This is a genomic window from Paenibacillus caseinilyticus (assembly GCF_027533645.1).
Classification (GTDB): Bacteria; Bacillota; Bacilli; order Paenibacillales; family NBRC-103111; genus Paenibacillus_G; species Paenibacillus_G caseinilyticus.
Genome location: NZ_JAQAGY010000008.1, coordinates 47699 through 72371 on the forward strand (window position 1 = coordinate 47699; position 24673 = coordinate 72371).

The following is a 24673-nucleotide window of genomic DNA, read 5'->3' on the forward strand; positions in this document are numbered from 1 at the left end:
CCCTCATGCGAAGCCGCCAAATGCGGCTGCTGCGGTAAGTCTAAGTCAGTATATGTGGGAAGAGGACCGGGCGTGTAGGCGCATGCCCTCCTCAGTTCCAGCCGTCCCCGGTAGATTCGGCGACCTGCACCGATTCGTGGGTCGGGTCGCGCCCCATAAGATCCTCTACCACGGAGCGCGGATCCTTCCCCTCGAAGAGGAGCAGATACAACTCGTCGGTAATCGGCATCTCAATGCCGTACTGCCGCGAGAGCTTATGAGCCGCCTGCGTCGTCTTGACGCCCTCGACGACCATACCCATCCGGCTGAGCACTTCGCTGAGCGACAGTCCCTGGGCCAGCATCGAGCCCGCCCGCCAGTTGCGGCTGTGCTTGCTCGTGCAGGTGACGACGAGGTCGCCGACCCCGGCAAGACCGGCAAATGTGAGTGTATTGGCCCCCATGGCTACGCCCAGCCTGCCGATCTCCGCAAGTCCGCGGGTCATGAGCGCCGCCTTGGCATTGTCGCCAAAGCCCAAGCCGTCAGACAATCCCGCTCCCAGTGCGATAATATTCTTGAGCGCACCGCCGACTTCAATGCCCACCACGTCCGGCGTTGTGTACACCCGGAAGTAAGAGTTAGTGAGCAGCGCCTGCGCCGCCTTGGCCGCCTCCTTATCCTGCGAAGCGACCACTACGGTCGTAGGACACTGCTGAATGACTTCCTCCGCATGGCTCGGTCCCGAGAGGACGACAATGCGGGTTGGATCCAGCGGCAGCAGCTCATCGGCCAGCACCTCGCTCATCCGCTTCAGCGTCCCGGTCTCGAACCCTTTGGTGGCGTGCACGACAATCGTACCCACCCCGAGATGGGGACGCAGGGAAGCTGCAATCTCCCGCATGGCGGAGGAAGGAGCTACGATGAAGACCGCCTTGGCCCCTTGGGCCGCCTCTTCCATCGAGACGGTCGCGCGGATGCGTTCGGAGAGCACCGCCTCCCCCAGGAAGCGGCGGTTGACATGCTGTGTATTGATCTCTTGTACTTGTTCCTCATTGCGGGACCAGAGCAGTACCTCATGACCGTTGGCTGCCAGGACCGAGGCGATCGCCGTGCCCCAGCTGCCGGCCACAAGCACGGCGACTTTCGTGGAATTGGACATGTTCGGGCCCCCTATGTACACAAAGTTATGACGGTTTTTTGGCTCCCAGCTTGTTCTCCTTGCCTTGCAGCAGCTTCACAATATTGGTCCGGTGCTTCACCCAGGCAAAGACAAACAGGAGCAAGCTGAGTACCAGCACTTCAACGGAGCGTCCCATTCCCCAAATAAATAGTGGAAGAAATGCCGTAAACAGCAGGGAACCCAGGGAAACGTACCGTGTGATGAGGATGGTCACAATCGCGATCAAGCCGGCGTACAAGGAGGGCAGAAAAGCAAGCGTAGCCATAACGCCGATCGTCGTAGCGATCCCTTTGCCGCCCTTAAACCCAAAAAATACCGGCCAATTGTGCCCGATGATGACGGACACCCCGGCGAGTACCATGATCAGAGTATCTCCGCCGCTGAGCACGTGGCCTAGCCATACGGCGGCGATCCCTTTGAGCACGTCAAGCAGCAGGACTGCGATCCCCGGCCCTTTGCCGAGCACCCGCAGCGTATTGGTCGCTCCCGCATTGCCGCTTCCGTGCTGGCGGATATCGATCCCCTTAAGCAGCTTGCCCGCCAAGAAGCTGAAGCTGATCGAGCCGAGCAAATACCCGATCAGCAGCGACAACCAGCTTGTCACGATTCCTTCGCCCCTATTCTTCTTCCGATTTGCGCCGCGTGAACAGACGAAGCGGGGTGCCCTCGAAGCCAAAGGCCGCCCGGATCTTGTTATCCAGGTAACGCTGGTAAGAGAAGTGCATGAGCTCCGGATCGTTAACGAAGAAGATGATCGTAGGCGGCTTGACCGCCACCTGCGTGGCATAGTTGATCCGCATACGACGTCCCTTGTCCGTCGGAGGAGGGTTGATCGCCACGGCATCCGAGATGACGTCGTTGAGCACATGAGTCGGAATCCGCATGGCATGGGCTTCCGATACCGTGTTCACTACCGGCAGCAGCTTATGCAGACGCTGCTTCGTCTTCGCGGAGAGGAATACGACCGGCGCGTAGGTCATGAAGAGGAAATGGTCGCGGATCTTCTGCTCGAACTGGTGCATGGTTTTCTCGTCTTTCTCGACCGCATCCCACTTGTTCACGACGAACACCGCTGCCTTACCCGCTTCGTGGGCATAGCCCGCCACGTGTTTGTCCTGCTCGATGATGCCGACCTCGCCGTCGATCACCACGAGAACGACATCCGCGCGTTCGATCGCCTTCATGGCGCGCATAACGCTGTATTTCTCCGTGTTCTCGTATACCTTGCCGCGCTTGCGCATCCCTGCCGTATCGATAATGACGTACTTCTGTCCGTCCTTCTCGAACGGGGTGTCGATGGCATCGCGCGTCGTTCCGGCCAGATCGCTGACGATGACGCGTTCTTCGCCCAGGATCGCGTTCACGAGCGATGACTTGCCTACGTTCGGACGGCCGATCAGGGCGACTCGGATCACATCTTCCCCATACTCTTCCTCCACCGTATCCGGGAAGTGCTTCACGACCTCTTCAAGCAGGTCGCCGATGCCTGTGCCGTGAGCACCGGATATGCCCACAATCTCGCCGAAGCCCATGGAATAGAACTCATAGATGTCGTCGGCACGCTGCAGGTTATCCACCTTATTGACAGCGACTACGACAGGTTTCTGCGAGCGGAACAGGATCTGGGCGACTTCGCTGTCGGCTGGAGTAACGCCGGCCTTGGCATCCACCATGAAGACGATGACGTCCGATTCTTCGATCGCAAGCTCCGCCTGAACGCGGACCGAACGGAGAATATGGTCATCCCCCTCAATTTCGATACCTCCGGTATCGATGACGCTGAACTCCTGATCCAGCCACTCGCCTTTGCCATATAAACGGTCCCGGGTCACACCGGGTTTATCTTCTACAATCGCCAGCTTATCACCGATGATCCGGTTGAATATCGTAGATTTGCCCACATTCGGGCGGCCGACAATTGCAATAACGGGCCTTGCCATGTGCTTCATTCCTTTCTCTCTCTGGTGAAACGACCCCCAGGGCGGCAGCTTCAGCCCATTCAACAAATAAAGTACCTGCCGCATCCGCGAAGGAGCTCGTTAGGAGCAAAACGGACGGAAACCAGGTACTCGGTCAATGCGGCACCGCTGTGGGGCACTTCTTCTCCTACACTGCCTATCCGGCGGGCTCGGCGGTTCCACAATTCTCGCTGAGGCCGCTCAGGCTACGCCATTATACCAAAATTTGTGGAGCAAGTAAACGAGCAGGAGTTCGGACGGACAGGTTTGCCTGCCGGTCCCCTGCTCCCTTATCCGTGTTTGACGATAATCAGCGTGCCATTTTGCAGGTCGTGGGCTGAGGCGTCCATGATTTTCTCCAGCCGGAACGCGACCTGCTGCTGCTCTTCGGGATTCGCCGCGATGAAGATCGGCGCTCCGCCCGCCACCTTGCTTTTATCCATCGTGATGACCGCCAGTATACGTCCCATTATGCTCCCGCCTTTCCGCCAGGCTCGACATGCGCTTCCGTAGGCATCCGCACGGCACTCTCCAGGATCGGAGAACGCATAGCCACCGCCCTGGCTTTGCCCGGGTCCTTCTCCTGGGGAAGCAGCAGTACGGCGAGCCGGCCGTCCTTCATATCCAGCTTGGCCTGCGGCACCAGCGAAGGTTCGCCTTCGTCGCGGAAGACGCCCATGATCGTCGAGACGTCGTGCAGGAGTGCTTGACGCTGTCCCGGGTTGGCGAGGGTCACCCGTCCGTTGGGATTCCTTGGGGTTAGCACCAGACCGATGGCCTGCTCGCGGATTACCCTCTGGGTATCGCTGAGTCCGACGTTCATAATATAGATATCGTCTACGAACAGATTGGGCCCATCCATCTTCACCTCGCCGACACGGATCTCCGCGATATGCGATACGCTTTTGCCCGATTTAAAATAAAATGTAATCAGCATCGCCACCAGTCCTGCGGCCATCCCCCAGTACCAGGCGAACAGAATGCTGAAGAACGCGGTGACGAAAGAGGTGAAAATGACCAGGTAGTTCCGGCCCTCGAAGACCATCGCAATGCCTTCGATATAGGTAGCCCCCCTCGGTACGAGCTCCAGAGAATCGATCTTGCTGAGCGTCTGGCGCTCCATATTGCGGACATCCCGGAACTGCTGGGCCGCCATCGCGAGGAAGGTCATCGCCGTATAATTCTTATCGAGCAGGGCCGGAACCGCAACGGACCCAAGGCCGGCGGCGATAACGCCCAGCGACAAATGGATGATCTTCCCGTGCGGGTAGGTGGGGTACTGCCGATAATCGGTTCGAAGCATGGTAAGCCTCGAGACAACACCGAACAGGACTCCCAGGATGATGCCGACATTATACTTCTGCTCCACAATCCACAGCCACATAACGAGCCTCCTCTTCTTCTTCCCGGGGATAAGCTATTCCCTGCCGCCTTTGAGACTGTGCCAAAGGAAGCGGAGGGTGGACCGCAGCGTCCGGTGCAGCGCCATAACCACCATGGAACTGGTTCTCACCGCATAGACAGTCAGCCACCAGCCATCCTGGAATAAAGCTCCCCCGATAGTTCCGGTCCATGCTTCCTTATGTGCGTACCAATCCATGGCCTCTCCGAGCAGCAGCCCCAGTGTGACCGAACCGATCTGACCGGTTGGCGAACGGAGCAGAACCGCACCCAGCAGTCCGACGAGCAGTGCCGTCGTCCATTCGGGGCTGATCAAGACGAGCATCGGAGCAAGCGGCAGCGTCTCCTTCAAGAAAAAATGCACGGATCCCAGAAGAAGTCCTACAGACAGCAGATGCAGCTTCAAGAGAAAGCCACGGGAGCGGAGCAGCACCCCGAGGAAGAGAGCGGCAAGAACAGGCAGCACGGCGTTCAGCTCCCAGCGTCCTGATTCCCATGTCCACTGGATGCCGAGCAGCCAGCCCATAAAAAAAAGAAGTAGACTCGTACGAGTAATACCTCTTATTAGTACATCCTTCCAGCCACTGGCGATCAGAATCACCGATACCACGATCAGCAATAAGGACAAATACCCTGGATTCATTCGCTCTCACCCGCAGAAACAAGCTATTGTCTTTCTTGTTCTGTAGTATGGCTTTCCATATTTAGTTTTAGTCACAGGGAAGCAAACCGCCGCGTCCCGCATAAGTACGGATATCAATGCTCCGGGCGGCGCACCAATGGGCTGTCTCGCCGGTGATGACTGCGGGCAAGCGGCCGAGCTCCCGGATGGAGCAAGCGCCCAGAGCGGTCATGACCAGCCGCAGCTCGGCATGCAGCGACTCGATAAAGCCGATCAGCGCCGGAGTGCCTTCCAGTCGAAGCACCCGAAGCAGCGCACCGGCCATTCCGACAGCGGAGGCTCCAAGCAGAAGCGCCTTGGCGATATCAAGGGCTCCGGTGATACCGCCGGTAGCGATGACCGCCGCCTCCCGGCCCGGTTCGAAGCGCCGGGCTTCGAGCACCTCGAGCAGCGAAACCGCGGTCGGGCAGCCCCACTCGTTCAGCCACTCCATCGGCTGCGTTCTTCTCGCATTCTCGATGGCGGCAAAGTTGGTTCCGCCCGCTCCGCCGACATCAATCGCCGCGACGCCAGTCTGAAGAAGGCGCTGTGCACTTTCGCGCACCATGCCAAAACCGACTTCCTTCACGATGACAGGTACGCCTACGCCTTCGGTTATCGCCCGAATCCTCTCCAGCATCCCGGTAAAGTCCCGGTCCCCCTCCGGCATAATCAGCTCCTGCATTACGTTCAAATGAATCTGCAAGGCATCCGCCCTCAGCATCTCGACGGCCCGGAGTGCCTGTTCCAGCGTTGCTTCGCTTCCCAGGTTCCCGAAGACGATTCCATCCGGATTGGTCTGCCTGACCACCCTGTAAGAGGCAGCGACCTCCGGATTCCTCATCGCCGACATCTGCGAGCCGACGGCCATCGCGAGTCCCGTCTCCCGTGCGGCCACGGCCAGTTCCCGGTTGATCTCCTCGGTTTCCCGCGCTCCTCCGGTCATCGCATTAATAAGAATCGGCGAGCTCAGAGTGAGTTCGCCGATTCCGGTACTTAATGATATGAGATCGGAGGAAATGCCGGGAAGACAATTAGGGAGCAGCCGGATGTCGCGGAAGCCTTGCGCTCCGCTGATGCCCAGCTGCAGAGCATGATGAACATGCTCCATTTTCCTTGGTATGCGCACCCTATTTCCTCTTTTCGTTATTCTAGAACGTCGGCTCCGCCTTCGAACTTACTTGAATTTGCTCAGCTTGTCGCCAAAGCGCTCGCCGAGCGTCAGGCTCAGGGAAGAGACTTCTTCGTGCGAGACGGATTCTCTTTCTCTTCTTGGGCCTCTCTCACGGTCACCACGGTCTCCACGCTCGCGCTCTTGTCTAGGCTCGCGGGCCGGCGCTTCTTCCGTTTCCTTGATGGAGAGGGAGACACGCTTCTCGTCCGGGTTCATGTCAAGAACTTTCACCTTAACTTCTTGACCTTCCTGCAGCACTTCGGAAGGCGTAGCTACATGGCGGTGTGCGATCTGGGAGATATGTACCAGTCCCTCTACGCCTGGAGCCACTTCAACGAATGCGCCGAACTGGACAAGACGCTTGACCGTCCCCGTCACGATGTCGCCCGTGTTGATTTGGCCTGCTACCTGCTGCCAAGGACCTGGCTGGGTTGCTTTGATAGAGAGCGAGATGCGCTCGTTAGCCGGATCTACTTTCAATACCTGCACTTGAACCTTGTCGCCTTCTTTCACGACTTCGGATGGGCTTTCCACGTGGTGCCAAGCCATCTCGGAGATATGAACAAGACCGTCTACGCCGCCGATATCCACGAATGCGCCGAACTGGGTCAGACGCTGAACCGTACCATCAAGCACTTGGCCAACGGACAGCTTCTCAAGCACTTCTTTCTTCTTGCCTTCGAACTCTTCATCCAATACGTCCTTCTGGGACAGGATGACTTTGTTCTTTTCGCGGTCCATTTCTTTCACGCGAAGGCGGAGCGTACGGCCTTTGTAGTCGCTGAAGTCTTCAACGAATGTGCGCTCAACCATGGAAGCCGGTACAAAACCGCGCATGCCCACATCAACGACGAGACCGCCTTTAACGACTTCGGCCACTTTCGCTTCGAGAATCGTCTTATTCTCCATGTCGGCAGCCAGTTTGTCCCACGACTTCTCACCGTCAACGGCACGCTTGGAGAGAACCAGCTTTTCTCTGTGATCATCGATCGTGAGCACTTTCAGCTCGATTTCCTGACCGAGCTCCACGTTTTGGGAAGCATCGTCGAGTTGAACGGAAGAGAGCTCTTTCAGCGGCACAACGCCGTCATATTTGTAACCTACGTCCACGAACGCTTGGTCTGCATCTACTTTGATGACTTTGCCCTTGACGACATCACCTTTTTTGATGAATGTTACATCCGCCATGGACTCTTCTTGCGATACCTCGGCACCTTGCACTTCTTCTTGAACTTCTTGGTTTTTGATTTCTTCTGACATGTTAAATAACCTCCTTAGCAACTTGACGACAATGTATTTGGATAAAAGCTAGCTTTCATCTTTTTCCTAAGTATTCCACGGTTTATCTTTTCGATTCGTGCTGTTTCACCATCGAGCGGATGGTAGTCATAATCTTGTCCGTCGCCTGCTCCAGTCCTTCGGAGCCGCCGCCTGCGAACTCGCTGAGATCGACCGGCGGACCGTATACCACTTTCATCGGGCGGAAGGGCTTGTATCCGCCGATAATCGCTGCCGGTATCACCGTTGCTCCCGACTTGAGGGCGAGGCTCGCCGCCCCTTTCTTGCCCATGCCGCCGGCATTGCTGCGGGTGCCTTCAGGAAAAATCCCGAGCACATTGCCTTCCTTGAGCAGATCCAGGGACAACCGGATCGATTCTTTGCTTACACCGCCGCGCTTGACGGGAAAAGCTGCGATTCGGGGAAGAATGTAGCTGAGAACGGGCACTTCGAATAGCTCGGCTTTCGCCATGTAGTGCACCTTGCGTTCCATGAGGCAGCCAAGCAGCGGAGGATCCCCGTTGCTCGTATGGTTCGCACACAAGATAACCGGCCCCGATGCGGGAATGTTCTCCATCCCTTCGGCCCGAAGTCCGAAAAGGATACGGAATATTACCCGAAAAAGAGCTCGAAAAAACCGATACAGCATGATTTATTTCCCTCCACCGACTCTGGACTGGCAAAGCTCCAATATCCGCTCCACCACTTCGGGAATCGGCATATCGGTCGTGTCCATCAAAACGGCATCCGCCGCCTTGACGAGTGGAGAGGCCTCTCGCTGTTCGTCCATCCGGTCCCGCCGGGCGATGTCCTGCTCGAGCTTCTCGAGCGTAATCTCCGTTTGGGTATCGCAGATTTCCTTGTACCTCCGCTCCGCACGGACCCTCACCGACGCCGTCAAAAATATCTTGACTTCGGCATCCGGGAGCACATGGCTTCCGATATCCCGGCCGTCCATGACTATACCTTTGCCGGCGGCCATCTCCTTCTGCTTCGCGGTAAGAATGCTCCGGATCTCTGCGATGGATGCGATTCGTGAGACGTTACCCGTCACTTCGGCCGATCGGATCATGCCGGTGACGTCCTGCCCGTCCACGTAAACCGTTTGCCCGTTCTCGCCGGGCACCAGACGAAACTCCGTCCGGCCTGTCAGTGCTATCATGTCCGCCGTCGCTTCCGCTGGAAGGCTCTCCTGCAGAATCTTCCATGTGACGGCGCGGTACATGGCTCCCGTATCGACATACACGAATCCGAGTGCCCCCGCTACCAAACGGGCAATCGTGCTTTTACCCGCTCCGGCCGGACCGTCGATAGCAATGTTAAACTTTTCCAAGATGCGGCCTCCTTCTGCCTGAAAGCGGACGAAACTTCCGGCGCCGCCCTACACGCAGGTAAGCAGCGGCATAAGTCCGGAAATGACCCGGTGAAGCCAAGACCGCGGGTGCGAATCCTGCCGAATCACAAAAAAACAGGCCGAAGCCTTGAACGTAGAAAATTATACCATAGCTGTCCACCTGAATGCAAAAGGACCGAAGGGTCAATGTCCTCTGCGGACGAAAGCGCCATCCTCAGCGTACGGTATTCCCTCGAGCTGCTCCACCCGGACCACCCAATAACGTATGCGCGGATGCTGGAGCAGCAGCTGGGCGGCAAGCAGCAGGGCGAGCAGCACGAGCAGCACGGCAACGGTCATTTTCTCCACTCGTTCGGCTACGCCAAGAAACCGTTCTTCATATTCGCCCGCCTCGAATTTCTCTGGTTGTTCACCCGCTGGAAGCTCCATGAGACCCATCCCCTGCCCTGATTTTGGAAGGTAGTGTGCCCTGGAGCAAGGCGTTCCATTCGCTTATCTTTTGCGGATATCGAGCTGACGTTCAAAACAGTAGCGAATGACCTTCTGCCTGTCTTTATCGGAAATGTCCGCAAACTGCAGCATGATCTGCTGCTTCCCGCTCTCGTGCGGTTTGGCCCGTACAATCTCGCCGGTGAAGGGCACGTATTCGATGGCCCCGCTTTTCATGTGAATGAGCAGCCAGCATTCCACCGACTGTCCTTCAGACACCCGTACGGACAGCGGACAGAGCAGCGAGAGTCCGCCTCCGCTGAGATCGTCGGTTACCGCCACATGGCGTTCCCCGTCCGGCAGGCGAAGAGCGATCTCCAGCTCCGCAGGCACCCTCAGGAAGCTTCGTCGCTGTACCTGCGTTATGGCCTCCGCCTCTGGCCTCCGGATCATAACCAGCCGGATCACATCGTCTCTGAAACCGGTTACGACGGAGCTAAAGTAATTTTTGACACCGCCTTCCGATAGGAAGAAGGCCGATACGCTGTCCCCCTGGTACAATTTCTTCAAGCGGCCCGTCTTCTCGTTAATGGGCACTTCCATGACGATCTGCGTGTCGGTCACATCCGCAATGCGCGACTTGTACTCCTGCCGTGCTTCCTCTTCGTCTATGGATTCGATCTGAATATGCAGGATTTGATTCACTTTCGGAAGCAACGTCATCCCTCCCGGTCTGTCTCTGTGCTGTTTGCGCCTCAAGCTCACCCTCTAACGAACGGTACCCTTTATTATAGCATGCGAACCTCATATGGGAAGAGCCCCCGAGAACTTCCCCGCCTTAACTCCAAAAAAAAGAAAGCCCGGATTCAGCCGGGCCCTCTGCGTTCGCTACTTTTGAACCTGAGCTTCCTGCTCGGCCAGCTGGTCGATTTTTTCCTCGGCTCCGCTCTCCGCATTGATATAGATCCGGTACATCCCTCCGTTGACTCTGCCGATGAACTGGTAGCACAGGACTTCTTCCTGGATGTCGCTGCGGATGAGGGCCTGGGAAGAGCTCTCCACCTCAAAAGCCGGACTCAGCGTCTTGCGCGCCTCTTCCTCCGTGAGCTTCGGCGGCTTCAACTGGCGGTCCTTCTTGTCGAACACATAATCGGAGGCCTCAAGACCCGTGATCTCTCCGTTATCCAGCGCCACTTTGACGGCGACCTTCTCCAGATAATTAATAACTTGGTTGGTACGGCTGGCGAAGGTGATGTTCGCCAGATTGTTATATTCGTCATAAGATACGGCTGTCATGTCCTTATATCCGTGCTCGTCCAGAAACTGGGCCGCCGTGTCCCGGGCCTCGCGGAGCTCCAGCTTCTTCTCGGGAATGTCCCGTGCGGCCGAGTACCAGAGAAGCTGTCCGCCCTTCTTGGAGAAGTCCATCTGAACCCCGTCGGTGGTTCCCGGCTTCGCGGCGCTTACGCTGAACGATTGGTACTCGGTTCCCGTTCCATTCTCGACGACCTGCAGACCCGCCGGATCCGAGAGCCCGAGGAATTTCGCCGCCTTCTGCTTAATATCCTCGGCCGTTTCCTCCTTGCCGCCCAGCATGGTCATATCGCGTTTTTGGTACATGCTCATCACGACGGGACTCCACTGGATCTCGGAATATTCGCCTACCTTCTTGTCCATGGTGGAGAAGCCGTCGATGATGGCGTTGTCCTGGGGCTCCTTCTGTGTGGCCAATGCCAGCTCCACATCCATCCAGCGGAGGTTGCTTGCCAGCACCTTCGACTGCACGCCCCTCAGATCAGAGGAGATTTCGGACGCATGCTTGTATAATGCCGTCAGCGTCTTCAGCTCATTGTCATCAAGCGGCTGCTTGCTCAGATCCCTTACGGCAGCCCGGTAAGTAAAGTTCGAGATGTTCGCGAGGAACTCTTCCGTCTTGTTGAAGGGAAGCATCGTTAAAGGCAGCTGGGAGATCTCGTTCTGGGCCTGGCTGGTGATGCGCCATACATTGATCAGGCCCTTTTTATAGGCATCCTGGGAGGTAGAGTTCACCGCCAGCGTATTGCCAAGCTCCGTGTGCAGCTTGTCCACATGGAACGAGAGATCATGGAACGCGCGCTGGTACTGGTTCTCCGCTTTGATCAGAACCGCGTTCTTCTCCTGGTGCTCCATGTATCCCCAAATCCCGGTCCCCATCAGCGCCACGAACAGGATCGGGAACATGACCATGCTGAGCCGTTTATACATGACTTGGATCTCCCTTCTACAGCAAAAGTTGGGCTTAGTGTTCGCCGGAAGGGAGCCCGTTTATGCACGGCTCCTTCTTCCCGGCCCGGCCTGTAGAAGAGCATGATCAAGGGGCGGCGAGAGACCGCTGCGAAAACGACAAAAAAGCCGGCGGACGACCGGCTTTCCTTACACATCCTGCGCTCTCATTCTAAAAGTCCTGCGTTTCAATGTGGAAGTCCGACACGTTATTGCAGATACACTGCTTGAAGCCGGTATCCACGCGTCCTTTGTCCCTCCGTCCTTTGAGAACGAATTTCTCGCCGCAATGCTTGCAGCGAATCGTCACTTTCACACGAGTGCTTACTGCTGTCATGCCCATCCTCCGGTTGTCTTCATGGTTTTAATTCCCAGTATAGACAAGCGCGTCAGATTTTAACCTGTTCCTCTCTCGTGACCATCCGCAGGGGCGACTTCGCATTTGCCCGGTTAACTTTGAGCAGGCTGCGCACCCAGAGGAAGGCCATCAACGGCACCATGAACCAGATCCAATACGACTTCGTCAAGGCCAAAATATAGTCGAACATCCCATGCCAGAACACCGGCAGAAGCAGAGCCAAAGCCAAATGCTTGCGCGAACCTTGAGAGCTGAACTTGGCTTTGCCGAAGTGGTAGCCCATGATTACGCCAAACATCGCATGACCGGACACGGGAAGGAAGGCCCTCCACATCAGGAAGGAGAAGTCCGAGCCGTGCAGAAAGGCGTAGAATACGTTCTCGAGCGTAGCGAAGCCGAGAGAAACGGCCACCGCATATACGATCCCGTCATAAGGCTCATCGAAGGACGTATGCGTATAAATCACAAAGTAGACCAAAAACCACTTGAAGAACTCCTCGGGCAGCGAGGAAGCGATGAACGAATACAGGAATGTGCCTTCCCCGAGCCCGAGCACCAGGGCTCTCTGCAGAACCATTACGGGGAAAACGAGCAGCACGCCGAAAAAGAACATCCGAAGTACGAGAGAAACCGGTTCGGGCTGATACCGGTCCTTGAGATAAAAATAAGCGAGCAGAGCGGCACCAGGCGCTATAGCCGCGGTTAAGATGGGTAAGACGCTCAGGATAACCCCTCCGATGCGGGTTTATTTTTGTACTAACACTAATTTTGTATAAATGCCTGCGGCCGCTGTTGAATCCGGATTCCCTGAAGCAAGATAACGCTCAGGTAGAATTCCGGAATCAAAGGCGGCGCATAGACTCTCCGGCACTTATACAAATCGGTTCACCCGCTTAACTAATTGACCCAGCCCCGGAAGCGGGCGGCTTCGGCCATTTTGCGCACACCGACCATATAAGCGGCCAAACGCATATCGACTTTTCGTGTCATATGAACATTATAGACATTTTCGAAGCCTTTTTCCATCATTTCTTGCAGTCTGGCATGCACTTCCGCTTCCGTCCAGTAATACCCTTGGTTGTTCTGCACCCACTCGAAGTAAGAGACCACCACACCGCCCGCACTTGCCAGGACATCCGGAACGAGCAGGACGCCGCGGTCCGTCAAGATCTTGGTCGCTTCGATGGTGGTCGGCCCGTTAGCCGCCTCCACGACGATCGGCGCCTTAATCCTGGCGGCATTCTCGGAGGTAATCTGGTTCTCGATGGCCGCAGGCACCAAGATGTCGCATTCAAGCTCCAAGAGCTCCTGGTTCGTCAGCGTATTCTGGAACAGCTTCGTCACCGTCCCGAAGGAGTCCCGGCGGTCCAGCAAATACTCGATGTCGAGTCCGTCGGGATTATGCAGCCCCCCGTATACATCGGAGATGCCTACGACGCAGGCCCCCATATCATGCATGAATTTCGCCAGATAGCTCCCCGCGTTGCCGAAGCCTTGGATGACTACCTTAGCATTCTTCAGCGGGATGCCCTTCTTCTTCAGCGCCTGGTCGATCATGATCGTCACGCCCTTGGCTGTGGCGGTCTCCCGTCCATGCGACCCGCCCAGTACGATAGGCTTGCCGGTGATGAAGCCCGGCGCGTCGAACTCCCGGATCCGGCTGTACTCGTCCATCATCCACGCCATAATCTGCGAGTTCGTCATGACGTCCGGCGCCGGTATGTCCTTCGTCGGTCCTACGATCTGCGAGACGGCGCGTACATACCCCCGGCTCAGGCGCTCCAGCTCCCGGAACGACATTTGTCTAGGGTCGCAGATGACACCGCCTTTGCCCCCGCCGTAGGGAAGGTCAACGATCCCGCACTTGAGACTCATCCAGATGGAGAGTGCTTTGACCTCGTCCTCATTGACATCCGGATGAAACCGTACTCCGCCCTTCGTCGGGCCTACCGCATCGTTGTGCTGAGCCCGGTACCCGGTAAATACGCGCACCGAATCGTCGTCCATCCGCACGGGAATCCGGACCGACAAGACGCGCATCGGCTCCTTGAGCAGTTCCACCATCGATTCGGAATACCCAAGACGGGTCAGCGCCTGCTCTATGATGACTTGCGTCGAATGCAGAACATTCAAGTTTTCGGACACACGGACCACCCTTTGCTCATCGTAGTTTGGGAACGCAGGAAGTTAACGCAGGAGGCGGCGGCCCGCGGCGGATCAAGTCAATTCGTCGAAGCGGGCCTTACTGTCATGAAACCGGAGAGGAACGGCCGCCAAGGTGCCATTGCGGTGCTTGAGCAGATGAAGCCCTGCCGGGTGGCCTTCCACCCTGCCAGACGTTCCCGGCGCATCCGTGGCGCACTGGGACTTCAGCAGCAGAATAACGTCAGCGGAGGCCTCCACCCCTTCGGGCAGCCGCTCTTCCCCGATGTCGCTCGGGATCGCTGCCACCACAGGGCCGCCCCACTCTCTGGACCACTGCTTGAGGGCATAGGCCAGCATGGTCTGATACTCGGCTGCCGTTCCCCGCGCAAGCCCGCTGCCGGGGGCGGATGGAATACGGTGGAGGTGATCGATGAAGACCACCGGCGTTTTGCCCGCTATTCCGGCTATCCGTTCGATGGAGCCCAGCACCCGCTCCAGTGTAGTTTCGGGCGAACACTCGAGAGTCCACTGCAGCTTGCTGATCGGAATGAACTGCTTGCTCGCCTCGTTCACCTCGTCCGGAGCCGCCGTGCCGCCCAGCACCCTCTGGGGTTCCGTGCCGATCAAGCGTGCAATGCTCCGCGCCCAGAGCTCGAAGGCCGTCATATCCCAGGACACATAGACCACAGGCGTCCCTTCGCCAGCGATATGGTCGGCCATCTGTTTCATGAGCATGGTTTTGCCTGAAGAGGCGCACCCTGCCAGCAGATAGAGCCCGCTGCGCAGCCCGCCGAACAGCGCTTCGTCCAGCCTGGCGAATCCTGTGGGCACTCCGGTTACCTGGCCGCGGTGTCGCTTCATGTACTCTTCCGTATACACGGTTATGTTCTTGACATCCGGGGCAATCGGAAGCAGCAGCGATTCTTCCATGGTTTCATTAAGAATCTGCGAGAAGGTTTCGAGCGGACTCTTCACCCGGCTGAAGAAATCGTTCGCATCCCGGATCGTCTCGGGTAAATTAACAATAAAGGACTGCTTTGCCGTAGATTGCAGCATTGATTGTATTCTAACACTTTCGCGCCGCCCCAATTCATCGTTGCCGAAACAAATGAAGACGCGCTTGTCTTTCAGCTTTTCCGCATGGCTTTCCTTGAACATCATCCAGACAGGGACACATACGGCCGGTAGCCGGGCCTGCGAGAGGCTCAGCACATCGAACACTCCGCTGCAGAGCACGACATCATCCGCGTCATCCAGCACCTCTTCGTTGAACAGGTACTCTTCCACGCCGAGCAGCGCTTTGTACTTCGGCTCGCGGTTGTCGATCGAGCGGCCGATCAGGTCCACAACGGCGCCCTCCGGATTCTCGATTGGAACGATGATCCGGTTCTCGAAGAAATCCCCGAGCTTGTCGGAAGCGACGTAGAACCCGATGCGCCCCGGTTCGAAGCCGAGACGGTACCGCTCGACCGTCTCCGCTTCAATTCCACGGCGCTGGAGATAAAAGAGCGCTTCCTCCCGGAGCTGCTTATGGTAATGGACGGCAAGCTCTTCTAGATCGAATGACGACTTCGCCGCCGCTTGCTTGTTCTGGCTTATGGACATGTTCGTTGTTCCCCCTGTCTAAAGAATCCCGCAAAAAAAGCATTCCCCAAAAACAGTCGTTTTTGTTGAATGCTTACCATGTCTACAGCTTGTTTTTTCAAGCGCAAATCTCTAAGAACACTCCAGACCTTTCGGACCGGGTTATTGGAATTTGGCGCACAGCACCTTGACCGCGTCGGATTCGATCACCGTCTTGCCGTACTCCTCGAGCATGGCTTGTGTAACGGAAGTCGATTCGCCGAACTCGGACAGTACGGCTACGATCGCTTGCAGGCGCTTCTCCTCCATATCGACCGCATCGAGCAGGAGAATCCACTTGTTCTTGAACGAGTATAATGTACCCCCATCAATCAAGAGCGGGTTTATCACTTTGGCCATGCGGAGCAGATCTTCAAAATCATGGAAGGCGTACGTGATCTGGTCGGTCTCATCCATCGTCACTTCCAGCTCGTACACTTCCTCCATTTCATCCTCAAGCGTGTCTTCCCCGTGAGTGAGGTTCATCTTCCCTCTGGTAACAATCACCATCATACCTTGGGCAGGCATAGCAAGAACTTCCACGGCAAGCGGACCGGTAGCGTCAAAGCCAAGCTCCATATAGGCTTGGTCCATCATTTCGCTAAACAGCTCATGAACCTTGGGGATCTCTCTCCACATGTCATCCTTATGAATGCCTCGCTCCGTTAAGTCATCGAATGTGAGGAATATCCGTATCTTGTCCTGACTTAAACGCTCCATTTTCATACTGGATTCCTCCCTTGCCGACTGTATTAACAGCTTATGAAAATAGGTTCTCAAAGGTGAGATATGAACGCGAGTTACAGCTTGTATTCCATGATACGATTATTATATCACAAAAGGCCAAGAAAAGAACGGTTATCCCCCTAAATTTAAGCTCCTTTTGCGGAAAAAGAGAAGGCCGCCGCCCGGGTATCGAGCAACGGCCTTCTCTTGAAACGCAAACCGGCGCTGATCAGTGGGCCCGGTGCTCTTCCTTCGCATGGCTGCTTGCCAGAATCTCGGCCACCGTAGCGGAAAGCTGCGGGTCTTTCTTCACGATTTCCTCTACCTTGCTCATGCCGTCCGAGGCCGAGAGCAGGTCCTCCGCTCCGCCTTCTTTTTTGGAACGCGAGGAGGCGGACTTGCTCTCGGACCGCTTCGATTTATCCTTCTCCTTCTTATCCTGTCCTGCCGAAAGCAGGCTGCCCATAGCATCGCTGCTGCTCAGAGCGGAGAACAGCATCGGTCCCTTGCGGTTGGACAAATAAACGGCTGCGGCGGCCCCTACGATACCGCCCAGCAGAAACGTACTCAGCTTCATATGGGATCCCTCCGTAAGATAATCGTATTCGACCTTATTTTCCGTTAGGAGAGCTGCTGCCATGCATGATAAAATAAGGAAGCCCACTGCGTCTTGTAGCCGCAGCGGGTTTCTTGCCCATTCATCAAACCTGTACTTGCCGAGAGGAGTTATTGCACGTGTATTTACCTTTGGATCTTCGCCTGTTGGCCGCGCTGGGAGCGGCCTTACTGCTGGGCTCTTGCAATTCGGCGGCCCCTGCCGCCCCGCCTTCGCAGGCTGCAGCGCCGGCCTCTTCGCCGCCGGCTCCTGCTGCTGGTGAGCCCGCGCAGGAGCCGGTGCCGGCCGCCGCGGGTGACAGCGCTGCGCGCCCAAGTCCTTCCGAGCAGCATCCGGAGCCGGAGAAAAAGCGGTACCGGCTGAACACAAAAACATACGATATCAAACCCGCCGACGGCTCGGAGGCACCGGCGAAGGTGGTTCTACTGACCTTTGACGACGGCCCCAAAGAACTCGCTCTGAACGAGTCGCTGCTGGGCACACTTGACAAACACAAAGCCAAAGCGATCTTCTTCGTAAACGGGTACAGGGTCCGGCAGAACCCGGATATCCTGAAGCTGATCCACAGCCGCGGACACACTATCGGCAACCACTCTTGGGACCATATCGACCTGAAGAAGGAGTCCGCAGAAAGCGTAGAACGGCAGATCGGCGACGTTCAGCAGGAAGTAAGAACGCTGACCGGCGAGGCGCCCCGCTTCTTCCGCCCGCCCTTCGGTTCCGGCAGCGAGACGGTCAGGGAAGCCGCCCGTGCGCACAACCTTCTCTATATGACCTGGTCCAACGGCTCGAAGGACTGGGAGATGACCACGAAAAAAAACGACCCGCAAAAGGTCGTTACGAATGTGCTGGAGCAGCTGCGCCCCGGCAGCAACATCCTGATGCATGAGCTGCCCTGGACGGCGCAAGCTTTGGATCAGCTGTTATCGTCGCTTGAGGAGAAGGGTTACGGCTTCGCCGATCCCGCCTCGCTTCTCTCCGAATAACCCCTCTCCATGAAGCCGCATATATCCCCAGAATAAAAGTCCTATCACAAGCAGTACAAAAATCCATAAGAGTGACCGATAAAAGAAAGGAAGCCATTTTTCCTTCTCGGTCGGATGTACGGTCTTGCGCGGAGGAAGATAGTGATCGTCAGCAGCGGAGGGACCGGTCACCGGCCTCTCCGCCTGCGTTCCCCGCTCCTCTGTCCGGCCCTGCGGTTTGTGGTTCATCTATTCTTCTCTCCTATAGCGAAGAATACAGCCCATCACGAAATCGATCAGAAAATGGGCAAGAATCGGCGTCCACAACGAGCCGGTCTGCAGATAAATCCATCCCAGGCCGTAGGAGATGCCGAAGACCAGACCGGTCATCAGCCAGTGCTGAAGGTATCGAATATGGATCGCAGCGAACAGAATGCTCGTCCAATATGGTCCCCAGGCATGCTGGATGGCGCCGCGGAAGAGCACTTCCTCGCAGACGGAGACCACGAGGGACAACAGCGCGATGTGCCATAGCGGCCTGTTCCCGAAGATCCTCTGGTTGACTCCTCCGTCGTCAGTCACTTCCGGAGGTACCCAGCGTGAAATGAGGAGATCCGAAGCGAGCACAAGGAGGGCAAACACGGTGCCCCAGACCATGACGGTGTAAGGGTTGCCGGGGGCAAAAAGACGGACAAAGGAAGCTTTTTGGAAAAACAGAATGACGGCCCCGGCAAGCAGCACCAGCCCTTGGGTCATATACAGGTTGACAAGCAGCATCCGGTCATCCAGCTCCTGGATATCCACCTTGCGGAATTTCAGATCTTTAAGTTTAAAATTGAATTTTTTCATCCGGTTTTCCTTTTTTCGACATATTCCTTATCCTTGTAAACAACCCCAAGAACAAGATTCAGGGCAGGAGGTGCTTCTTATGCAAAAACGTCTCAGTGGTTCGGACTACCTGTATGTCGTTACTTTTATCTTCATGCTGGTCGTGGCTCTCGGCGCCTTCTTCCTCGGACTGAAGCTCGGCCAGCAAAAATCAGACGCGAAATACGAGGCGCTGATCGTGAAACAATCGGAGGAGGAGCACGGCTTCACCGCTTACCACCAGCAGTATCTGGTATCGTTCTATCATACCATCTACCAGCCTTACATGGAATTTCACAAGAAATGGTTCGAGAAAACCGATGAGCTGCAGAGCGGCTCCCTCGATCCGTCCAGCATGATCAAAGAACTCCGCAAGCTGGCAGATGAAACCTACGCGGTGCTGGAGACCAAAACGATGCCGGATTCCTCCCCCATGCTCAAGGATGCGCACACGGATTATATGCGGAGCCTGAAGCTGTTCAGCGAAGGCCTCGGCAGCCTGGCAGCCAAGGCCAGCAGCCAAAGTCAAGGCGATCTTCTCAAGAGTATCGCAGGTGACGCCTATGTGAAAGAAGCGAAGAACTTTGCGCTGAAAGCCGAGAAAGAATATTACGGCTCCATTATCCTCTGGAACCAGTCGGTCAACCCGCAGTTCGCCGCGCTCGACGTCACGCGTGATCTGAGTCTGGCCGATTGGAGCGCCCTCCCGTTGAACTCCAAGAACGATTACAGCGCCCAGCTTATGCTTGGCAGCAAAGTCTTCGAGGCCTTCACGCCCCAGGACCTCACAATCCGCATTGACGAAATGGTCGCAAGCGGCCAGGCGAAAAATATGGGCATCAGCCAGGTAAAACCGGTGATGGACATGCTTCTGGCTACAGAAGCGGTACGTCCGGGCGACTTCCTGCGGGGCAAAGACAAGCGGTACGGCAGCGAAGTGCTGCCCCAGCTGCCCTTCTTCACGAATTAATCCCGCCGCTTCAAGCCGCAGGTCCTCACCCATGGGACTGCGGCTTTTTGTTATGCAGCCCATGCCTCAATCGTACTGGAAGCCCCGCAGGGCGGCTATGGCCGCCATTCCCCCGTCTACGTTCACCAGCTTGGAGAAGCCCTGCTGCCGCAAGTACAGGCAGACATTGACGCTGCGCACGCCGTGGGCGCAGACCACATAGATGTCCCGGTCCTTCGGCAGTTCCTCCATCCGGGCTGGGATCGTGTTCATCGGCATTAGCACCGCACGCTCCTCATGATAGTACTCCCACTCGTAAGGCTCACGTACGTCCAGGATGAGATCTCCCTCCAATTCCCCCGCTTTCCGCTTTTGCTCAAAGTCTTCGGGAGCGATCCGCTGCATTTCCGTCATGGTATGATCTCCCTTCCATCGACAAACTTCTCTTTTCTTCCCTATCATACCATTTTGCTAACCGGGCTGAAAACTGTACTTAGCAGGGACACAGCGATTGTCCATGCGTTATTTTCGTTCGTGTTTTGCTAAATTCATTGATTGTTAGCCGCAATCCGTAAATTTTCGCTTTTCGATTGCGTTTTTTCGTCTAAAGCCTTACAATAACACTATAAAGAGGACATAATGTTCGTGCATTGGGCAAGCATGGCAGCATGAGAGGCATTCGGAATTGCGGACCAAACCCTATTGACTAGGGCCGTATGCTCATGTTACGCTAATGAAAATTTTACATCAAACATACCATGACGGAGCCAAGCATAGTCCGAAACGTACAGAGAACCGGTGGTTGGTGCGAACCGGTCGTATCGATATGCGGAGCACTCCAGAGTTGCTGAGGCGAACCCTTACGAGTAGTCCCAGCCGGCCGGAAGCCGTTACCCTTCCCGGTCTGTCCCCATAGGCAGACCCTTAAGGCTGTCCGTGCGAGCGTACAGCGAATTAGGGTGGTACCACGAGAATGATGCTCCTCGTCCCTTGTATACGCTAGTCGTGTCGGGATCGGGGAGTTTTTGTGTTGTAAAAAGCGGGGTTGAGGACATAGCCGACCTACCGCTCTAAGCTTCCACAACGGTTTTTACAACGCAAAAGTTGTAGGTTAAAAGGGTAGTCCGCATGCAAGAGGCATCGAAAAGGAAGAAAAAATGGAGGTATCGTGAAAATGTTCAAAGTGCTAGTCATGGATGGAATCAGCGACATGGGAATTCAACTGCTCTACGACGCGCCCGATGTGGAAGTAGAAAAAAAGAACGGCCTGTCCGAGGATGAACTCGTGGCCGTGATCTCGCAATACGACGCTCTGCTCGTACGCAGCGCCACGAAGGTGACCGACCGGGTCATGGCGGCCGGCAGCAAGCTGAAGGTCGTCGGACGCGCAGGCGTGGGCGTGGACAATATCGATCTCGGCGCGGCAACCAACCGCGGAATCGTCGTCATCAATGCACCGGACGGCAACACGATCGCCACCTGCGAACTGACTTTCGCGATGATGATGTCGCTCGCCCGTACGATCCCGCAAGCTTACAAGAAGACGATCGGCGGAGAATGGGACCGCAAAACGTTCGTCGGCGTAGAGCTCCGCAACAAAGTGCTCGGCGTACTCGGCATGGGCCGTATCGGCAGTGAAGTCGCCCGCCGCGCCAAGGCGTTCGGTATGGAAGTCCGCGGTTACGACCCGTTCCTCACCGAAGAGCGCGCAGAGAAACTCGGCGTGAAGCTGGGGACGGTCAACGAAATCTGCCAAGTGGCCGATTTCATCACCGTGCACACTCCGCTGACGAGCGAAACCCGTCATATGATCTCCCGCCCGCAATTCGAGATCATGAAGAAAGGCGCACGCATCATTAACTGTGCCCGCGGCGGGATCATCGACGAGATGGCCCTCGTGGAAGCAATCAATGAAGGCATCGTCGCCGGCGCCGCATTCGACGTCTTCGAACAGGAGCCGCCTCAAGCGGATCACCCGTTCCTGAACAACCCGAAGATTATCGTGACACCGCATCTCGGCGCCTCCACTGTGGAAGCCCAAGAGAACGTAGCCATCGACGTTTCGGAAGAAGTGCTGCATATTCTCCGCGAAGAGCCGTTCAAGAATGCCGTCAACATGCCGCAGGTGCCTGCCAACGTACTGAGCGCCCTGCAGCCTTACTTCGGTCTTGGCCTCAAGCTCGGCGCCCTGCTCGGTCAGACGATCGACGGAGCCATCAGCGAGATCGCCGTTGCCTACTCCGGCGACCTGACGGAAGTGGATACGGCTCCACTCACCCGCCATATCGTCAAAGGCGTGCTGGAGAAGCAGCTCGAAGGGGTTAACATCGTGAATGCGATGCACCTGGCGAAAACCCGGGACATCAACATCGTCATTCAGCAGTCTACGGCGGCGAAGACGTTCACGAACCTGGTCTCCGTTACCCTGAAGACCAAGAATGAAGAACGCGTGATGGCCGGCACCCTGCTCTCTGGCTACGGTGAGCGTATCGTACAGATCGATCAGTATCCGGTGGATATCGCTCCGGGCGGCAACCTGCTTCTCATCTCCCATACGGACAAACCGGGGATCATCGGGAAAGTCGGCACCCTGCTCGGAAGCAATGACGTCAACATCGCCACCATGCAGGTCGGCCGGAAGGTCATCGGCGGCCAGGCGATCATGGTCCTCACCACGGACAAACAGACGCCGACCGAAGTGATGGCACAGCTCGAACAGCTTCCGGAGCTGATCAAAGTCCGCGAGCTGACGCTCTAATTCTTTTCTACTCTTACTAAATTGGGTCCCTTCCACAAATGTTTCACGGACAACAAGAAAAAAACGTGCCGTTCAACAAAAAAAGAAAGCCTCCGATGATGAATCGGAGGCTTTCTTTTGGGTTTTAAGACGGTTGGACGGGAAGCGTGATGGAAAATGTCGTTCCCTGCCCGGGCGTGCTTTTGGCCACAACGGCCCCCCGGTGGGCTTCCACGATGTTCTTGACAATCGAGAGACCGAGCCCCGTCCCCCCCGATACCCCGCGGGTTCTCGCCTTATCGGCTTTATAAAAACGCTCGAAAATAAACGGCAGGTCTTCCGCCGAAATCCCGAACCCCTGGTCGGCGACCTCGATGAGCACGGCTGGCCCTCCTTTGTATCTCGCGACAGCAGCGCTGAGCCGGATCTCTGCGCCCGCCGGCGTATGCCGGATCGCATTATCGAGGAGATTGGTCAGCACCTGCTCCAGCCGGTCCTCGTCGGCCTGGTGAAGGGACAGTTCCGCCTTCGGCACGAGACAGTTCAAGGTAATGTCCCTCTCCTTGGATAACGCCATGAACTTGCGCTGGATGCGCCGGAGGAAGACACGCACATCCAATTCGCGGAACTGCAGTTCCATGTTGCCGGTCTCTAGCTTCGCGAGATCGAGCAAATCCATGACCAGACGCCCCATCCGCAGCGATTCGTCATAGATGACCTGCGCGAGTTCCTTGCGTTCCTCCGGCGTAGCCGCGATGTCGTCGATCAAAGCCTCGCTGTACCCCTGCAGCATGGAAAGGGGCGTACGCAGCTCATGCGAGACGTTCGCGACGAAATCCTTGCGCACCTTGTCGAGCCGGTGCTCTTCCGTCACATCCCGCATGACCGCGACGACGCCGCGGACCACATCGTGCGCATACAGCGGCGCCATCACGACGGACCAGACTTCGCTCTGCACGTGAATTTTGGATGTGAGCTCACTCGCTTCGGAGATGACGGTATCGAACAGCGGCCTCAGCGGCTCAGGGATCAACGCGACTGGCAGGTTGTTCCAGTCCGCTTCCGCGAGCGCTGCCGAGTCTTCTTCACCCGGCACCGTCTCCGGCCATCCGATCCGGTTCCATTCCCGGATATTGCGTTCGCCCGGCGGGTTCGTCAGGATGACCCGCCCTTCCGAGTCGAACGTCACGACGGCATCGGCCATGCTCCGCAGCACGGAGGCCAGATGCTCTTTCTCGTGGCTGAGCGCCTTGATCGTATCGGAGAGCTGTTCTCCCATGTGGTTGAACGTCTTGCCGAGTTCCCCGATCTCATCGGAAGAGGTGATCGGCACCCGGGTGCCGTACTCCCCCTTCGAGATCAGGTCTGCGGCCTTCTTCAGCTTTTGCAGAGGCCTTGTGATCTGCGTGAGGAGGAAGAACGCGAAGAAGGTCGTCATCAGGAATCCGCAGACGCCTACGACCACGAACAGCCGTTTGACGTACTCCTGCGTCTCTTCCGATGATTGGGTGAGCTGGTACAGAATCAGCGCCCCTCCGACCTTAGACTGGCTCTCATCCATGTAAGGCACAGCAACCGCGGTATACTGCATCGTAAGAGGAGGCCTTTGACCGAGTTTGCCGCTGAGCTGGTTATCGATCGTCTCGCCCGAGAGGACCTTCTTAAGATCCTCTTTGAGGAAGAAATCCTGCGGCTGGAAAATCCGGGTATCGGACTGGCCTACCGGCGCCTCGACCCGCTCGAAACTCGGGGAAACCAGGAGAACGCTCGCTCCCTGGGCACTGAGCAGTTCGTTGACCACCTGCAGATACCGCCGTTCTTCTTTGTGAAGCGAGATTTCGCTTGCCACCTTCTGTGCCAGCCGGCTCAGCGTCTCTACCTGGTCCGACGACTTCGGGAACGAAGTCTCGATGTAGCGGAAGAGGAACACGCTGAGCGTGAGCAGCACGACGACCACGAGTCCGATGATCGTGATCCACAGCTTCCCGACGATCGTCCTTAGGATAAACAC

Annotated in this window: 25 protein-coding genes and 1 other annotated feature; of the genes, 3 read left to right on the plus strand and 22 right to left on the minus strand. The window is 56.6% G+C overall.

Annotated features, from left to right (window positions below; translation table 11 throughout):
• Positions 1–91 precede the first annotated feature (91 nt).
• The 19 genes from O9H32_RS13765 to O9H32_RS13855 form a co-directional block, all read right to left on the minus strand.
• Positions 92–1138 (minus strand): NAD(P)H-dependent glycerol-3-phosphate dehydrogenase, encoded by a 1047-nt coding sequence (locus O9H32_RS13765; protein ID WP_269866683.1) that lies wholly within the window; start codon positions 1136–1138, stop codon positions 92–94.
• Between the two features lie 25 nt (positions 1139–1163).
• The gene (plsY, locus tag O9H32_RS13770) at positions 1164–1763 is read right to left on the minus strand and encodes a glycerol-3-phosphate 1-O-acyltransferase PlsY (protein ID WP_269866684.1); all 600 of its coding nucleotides are present in this window, start codon (positions 1761–1763) and stop codon (positions 1164–1166) included.
• A 13-nt stretch (positions 1764–1776) separates the two neighbouring features.
• Positions 1777–3099: a ribosome biogenesis GTPase Der gene (der, locus tag O9H32_RS13775; RefSeq protein WP_269866685.1), complete on the minus strand. Its 1323-nt coding sequence runs from the start codon at positions 3097–3099 to the stop codon at positions 1777–1779.
• Between the two features lie 308 nt (positions 3100–3407).
• Positions 3408–3587, minus strand: a complete 180-nt coding sequence (locus tag O9H32_RS13780) for a capping complex subunit for YIEGIA (protein ID WP_269866686.1) — start codon at positions 3585–3587, stop codon at positions 3408–3410.
• Entirely contained in the window at positions 3587–4501 is a 915-nt protein-coding gene (locus tag O9H32_RS13785) for a YIEGIA family protein (RefSeq protein ID WP_269866687.1), read from the minus strand. Before O9H32_RS13785 ends, O9H32_RS13780 begins: the two co-directional genes overlap by 1 nt.
• Before the next feature lie 33 nt (positions 4502–4534).
• Positions 4535–5161, minus strand: a complete 627-nt coding sequence (locus tag O9H32_RS13790) for a YphA family membrane protein (protein WP_269866688.1) — start codon at positions 5159–5161, stop codon at positions 4535–4537.
• 67 nt (positions 5162–5228) lie between these two features.
• Positions 5229–6290: a type 2 isopentenyl-diphosphate Delta-isomerase gene (gene fni / locus O9H32_RS13795; RefSeq protein WP_269866915.1), complete on the minus strand. Its 1062-nt coding sequence runs from the start codon at positions 6288–6290 to the stop codon at positions 5229–5231.
• Between the two features lie 66 nt (positions 6291–6356).
• Positions 6357–7613, minus strand: coding sequence for a 30S ribosomal protein S1 (gene rpsA / locus O9H32_RS13800; RefSeq protein WP_269866690.1), 1257 nt, complete (start codon positions 7611–7613; stop codon positions 6357–6359).
• Between the two features lie 82 nt (positions 7614–7695).
• A complete protein-coding gene (locus O9H32_RS13805) occupies positions 7696–8280 on the minus strand; it encodes a lysophospholipid acyltransferase family protein (protein WP_269866691.1) in 585 nt (194 codons plus the stop codon).
• Between the two features lie 3 nt (positions 8281–8283).
• Complete coding sequence (gene cmk, locus O9H32_RS13810) at positions 8284–8964, minus strand: (d)CMP kinase (protein WP_269866692.1); 681 nt, start codon at positions 8962–8964, stop codon at positions 8284–8286.
• Positions 8965–9168: 204 nt separating this feature from the next.
• The gene (locus O9H32_RS13815) at positions 9169–9414 is read right to left on the minus strand and encodes a hypothetical protein (protein ID WP_269866693.1); all 246 of its coding nucleotides are present in this window, start codon (positions 9412–9414) and stop codon (positions 9169–9171) included.
• Between the two features lie 63 nt (positions 9415–9477).
• Positions 9478–10137: a flagellar brake protein gene (locus O9H32_RS13820; protein WP_269866694.1), complete on the minus strand. Its 660-nt coding sequence runs from the start codon at positions 10135–10137 to the stop codon at positions 9478–9480.
• Positions 10138–10302: 165 nt separating this feature from the next.
• On the minus strand, positions 10303–11658 hold the full coding sequence (gene ypeB, locus O9H32_RS13825) for a germination protein YpeB (protein WP_269866695.1): 1356 nt from the start codon (positions 11656–11658) through the stop codon (positions 10303–10305).
• 190 nt (positions 11659–11848) lie between these two features.
• On the minus strand, positions 11849–12013 hold the full coding sequence (locus O9H32_RS13830; protein WP_269866696.1) for a hypothetical protein: 165 nt from the start codon (positions 12011–12013) through the stop codon (positions 11849–11851).
• A gap of 52 nt (positions 12014–12065) precedes the next feature.
• Positions 12066–12758 carry a glutamic-type intramembrane protease PrsW gene (gene prsW, locus O9H32_RS13835; protein WP_269866916.1) on the minus strand — a complete coding sequence of 231 codons (693 nt, stop codon included), beginning with the start codon at positions 12756–12758 and terminating at the stop codon, positions 12066–12068.
• Positions 12759–12931: 173 nt separating this feature from the next.
• Positions 12932–14179 (minus strand): Glu/Leu/Phe/Val family dehydrogenase, encoded by a 1248-nt coding sequence (locus O9H32_RS13840; RefSeq protein ID WP_269866697.1) that lies wholly within the window; start codon positions 14177–14179, stop codon positions 12932–12934.
• Between the two features lie 72 nt (positions 14180–14251).
• Positions 14252–15784 (minus strand): DnaB-like helicase C-terminal domain-containing protein, encoded by a 1533-nt coding sequence (locus O9H32_RS13845; protein ID WP_269866698.1) that lies wholly within the window; start codon positions 15782–15784, stop codon positions 14252–14254.
• A 141-nt stretch (positions 15785–15925) separates the two neighbouring features.
• Positions 15926–16528, minus strand: coding sequence for a genetic competence negative regulator (locus O9H32_RS13850; RefSeq protein ID WP_269866699.1), 603 nt, complete (start codon positions 16526–16528; stop codon positions 15926–15928).
• A gap of 229 nt (positions 16529–16757) precedes the next feature.
• On the minus strand, positions 16758–17105 hold the full coding sequence (locus O9H32_RS13855; protein WP_269866700.1) for a hypothetical protein: 348 nt from the start codon (positions 17103–17105) through the stop codon (positions 16758–16760).
• 158 nt (positions 17106–17263) lie between these two features.
• Here O9H32_RS13855 and O9H32_RS13860 point away from each other — a divergent pair, with 158 nt between their 5' ends.
• Positions 17264–18130, plus strand: coding sequence for a polysaccharide deacetylase family protein (locus tag O9H32_RS13860; protein ID WP_269866701.1), 867 nt, complete (start codon positions 17264–17266; stop codon positions 18128–18130).
• A gap of 228 nt (positions 18131–18358) precedes the next feature.
• On the opposite strand, the gene O9H32_RS13865 is transcribed toward O9H32_RS13860, so the two are convergent.
• Positions 18359–18958, minus strand: coding sequence for a type II CAAX endopeptidase family protein (locus O9H32_RS13865; RefSeq protein WP_269866702.1), 600 nt, complete (start codon positions 18956–18958; stop codon positions 18359–18361).
• Between the two features lie 79 nt (positions 18959–19037).
• On the opposite strand from O9H32_RS13865, the gene O9H32_RS13870 reads away from it, so the two are divergent.
• The gene (locus O9H32_RS13870) at positions 19038–19946 is read left to right on the plus strand and encodes a hypothetical protein (protein ID WP_269866703.1); all 909 of its coding nucleotides are present in this window, start codon (positions 19038–19040) and stop codon (positions 19944–19946) included.
• Positions 19947–20012: 66 nt separating this feature from the next.
• On the opposite strand, the gene O9H32_RS13875 is transcribed toward O9H32_RS13870, so the two are convergent.
• The gene (locus O9H32_RS13875; RefSeq protein ID WP_269866704.1) at positions 20013–20339 is read right to left on the minus strand and encodes a rhodanese-like domain-containing protein; all 327 of its coding nucleotides are present in this window, start codon (positions 20337–20339) and stop codon (positions 20013–20015) included.
• Between the two features lie 335 nt (positions 20340–20674).
• Positions 20675–20919: a binding site (T-box leader), on the plus strand.
• A 180-nt stretch (positions 20920–21099) separates the two neighbouring features.
• On the opposite strand from O9H32_RS13875, the gene serA reads away from it, so the two are divergent.
• A complete protein-coding gene (gene serA, locus O9H32_RS13880) occupies positions 21100–22683 on the plus strand; it encodes a phosphoglycerate dehydrogenase (protein ID WP_269866705.1) in 1584 nt (527 codons plus the stop codon).
• Between the two features lie 124 nt (positions 22684–22807).
• Here serA and O9H32_RS13885 read toward each other — a convergent pair whose 3' ends face one another.
• Positions 22808–24673, minus strand: coding sequence for an ATP-binding protein (locus tag O9H32_RS13885; RefSeq protein ID WP_269866706.1), 1866 nt, complete (start codon positions 24671–24673; stop codon positions 22808–22810).

What these genes read in the sequence shown, in the direction of transcription:
- O9H32_RS13765 (WP_269866683.1), bottom strand. Translation starts at nt 1,138, where the DNA reads ATGTCCAATTCCACGAAAGTCGCCGTGCTTGTGGCCGGCAGCTGGGGC.
- der (WP_269866685.1), bottom strand. Translation starts at nt 3,099, where the DNA reads ATGGCAAGGCCCGTTATTGCAATTGTCGGCCGCCCGAATGTGGGCAAA.
- O9H32_RS13780 (WP_269866686.1), bottom strand. Translation starts at nt 3,587, where the DNA reads ATGGGACGTATACTGGCGGTCATCACGATGGATAAAAGCAAGGTGGCG.
- O9H32_RS13785 (WP_269866687.1), bottom strand. Translation starts at nt 4,501, where the DNA reads ATGTGGCTGTGGATTGTGGAGCAGAAGTATAATGTCGGCATCATCCTG.
- O9H32_RS13790 (WP_269866688.1), bottom strand. Translation starts at nt 5,161, where the DNA reads ATGAATCCAGGGTATTTGTCCTTATTGCTGATCGTGGTATCGGTGATT.
- fni (WP_269866915.1), bottom strand. Translation starts at nt 6,290, where the DNA reads ATGGAGCATGTTCATCATGCTCTGCAGCTGGGCATCAGCGGAGCGCAA.
- rpsA (WP_269866690.1), bottom strand. Translation starts at nt 7,613, where the DNA reads ATGTCAGAAGAAATCAAAAACCAAGAAGTTCAAGAAGAAGTGCAAGGT.
- O9H32_RS13805 (WP_269866691.1), bottom strand. Translation starts at nt 8,280, where the DNA reads ATGCTGTATCGGTTTTTTCGAGCTCTTTTTCGGGTAATATTCCGTATC.
- O9H32_RS13815 (WP_269866693.1), bottom strand. Translation starts at nt 9,414, where the DNA reads ATGGAGCTTCCAGCGGGTGAACAACCAGAGAAATTCGAGGCGGGCGAA.
- O9H32_RS13820 (WP_269866694.1), bottom strand. Translation starts at nt 10,137, where the DNA reads ATGACGTTGCTTCCGAAAGTGAATCAAATCCTGCATATTCAGATCGAA.
- ypeB (WP_269866695.1), bottom strand. Translation starts at nt 11,658, where the DNA reads ATGTATAAACGGCTCAGCATGGTCATGTTCCCGATCCTGTTCGTGGCG.
- O9H32_RS13830 (WP_269866696.1), bottom strand. Translation starts at nt 12,013, where the DNA reads ATGACAGCAGTAAGCACTCGTGTGAAAGTGACGATTCGCTGCAAGCAT.
- O9H32_RS13845 (WP_269866698.1), bottom strand. Translation starts at nt 15,784, where the DNA reads ATGTCCATAAGCCAGAACAAGCAAGCGGCGGCGAAGTCGTCATTCGAT.
- O9H32_RS13850 (WP_269866699.1), bottom strand. Translation starts at nt 16,528, where the DNA reads ATGAAAATGGAGCGTTTAAGTCAGGACAAGATACGGATATTCCTCACA.
- O9H32_RS13855 (WP_269866700.1), bottom strand. Translation starts at nt 17,105, where the DNA reads ATGAAGCTGAGTACGTTTCTGCTGGGCGGTATCGTAGGGGCCGCCGCA.
- O9H32_RS13865 (WP_269866702.1), bottom strand. Translation starts at nt 18,958, where the DNA reads ATGAAAAAATTCAATTTTAAACTTAAAGATCTGAAATTCCGCAAGGTG.
- O9H32_RS13870 (WP_269866703.1), top strand. Translation starts at nt 19,038, where the DNA reads ATGCAAAAACGTCTCAGTGGTTCGGACTACCTGTATGTCGTTACTTTT.
- O9H32_RS13875 (WP_269866704.1), bottom strand. Translation starts at nt 20,339, where the DNA reads ATGACGGAAATGCAGCGGATCGCTCCCGAAGACTTTGAGCAAAAGCGG.
- serA (WP_269866705.1), top strand. Translation starts at nt 21,100, where the DNA reads ATGTTCAAAGTGCTAGTCATGGATGGAATCAGCGACATGGGAATTCAA.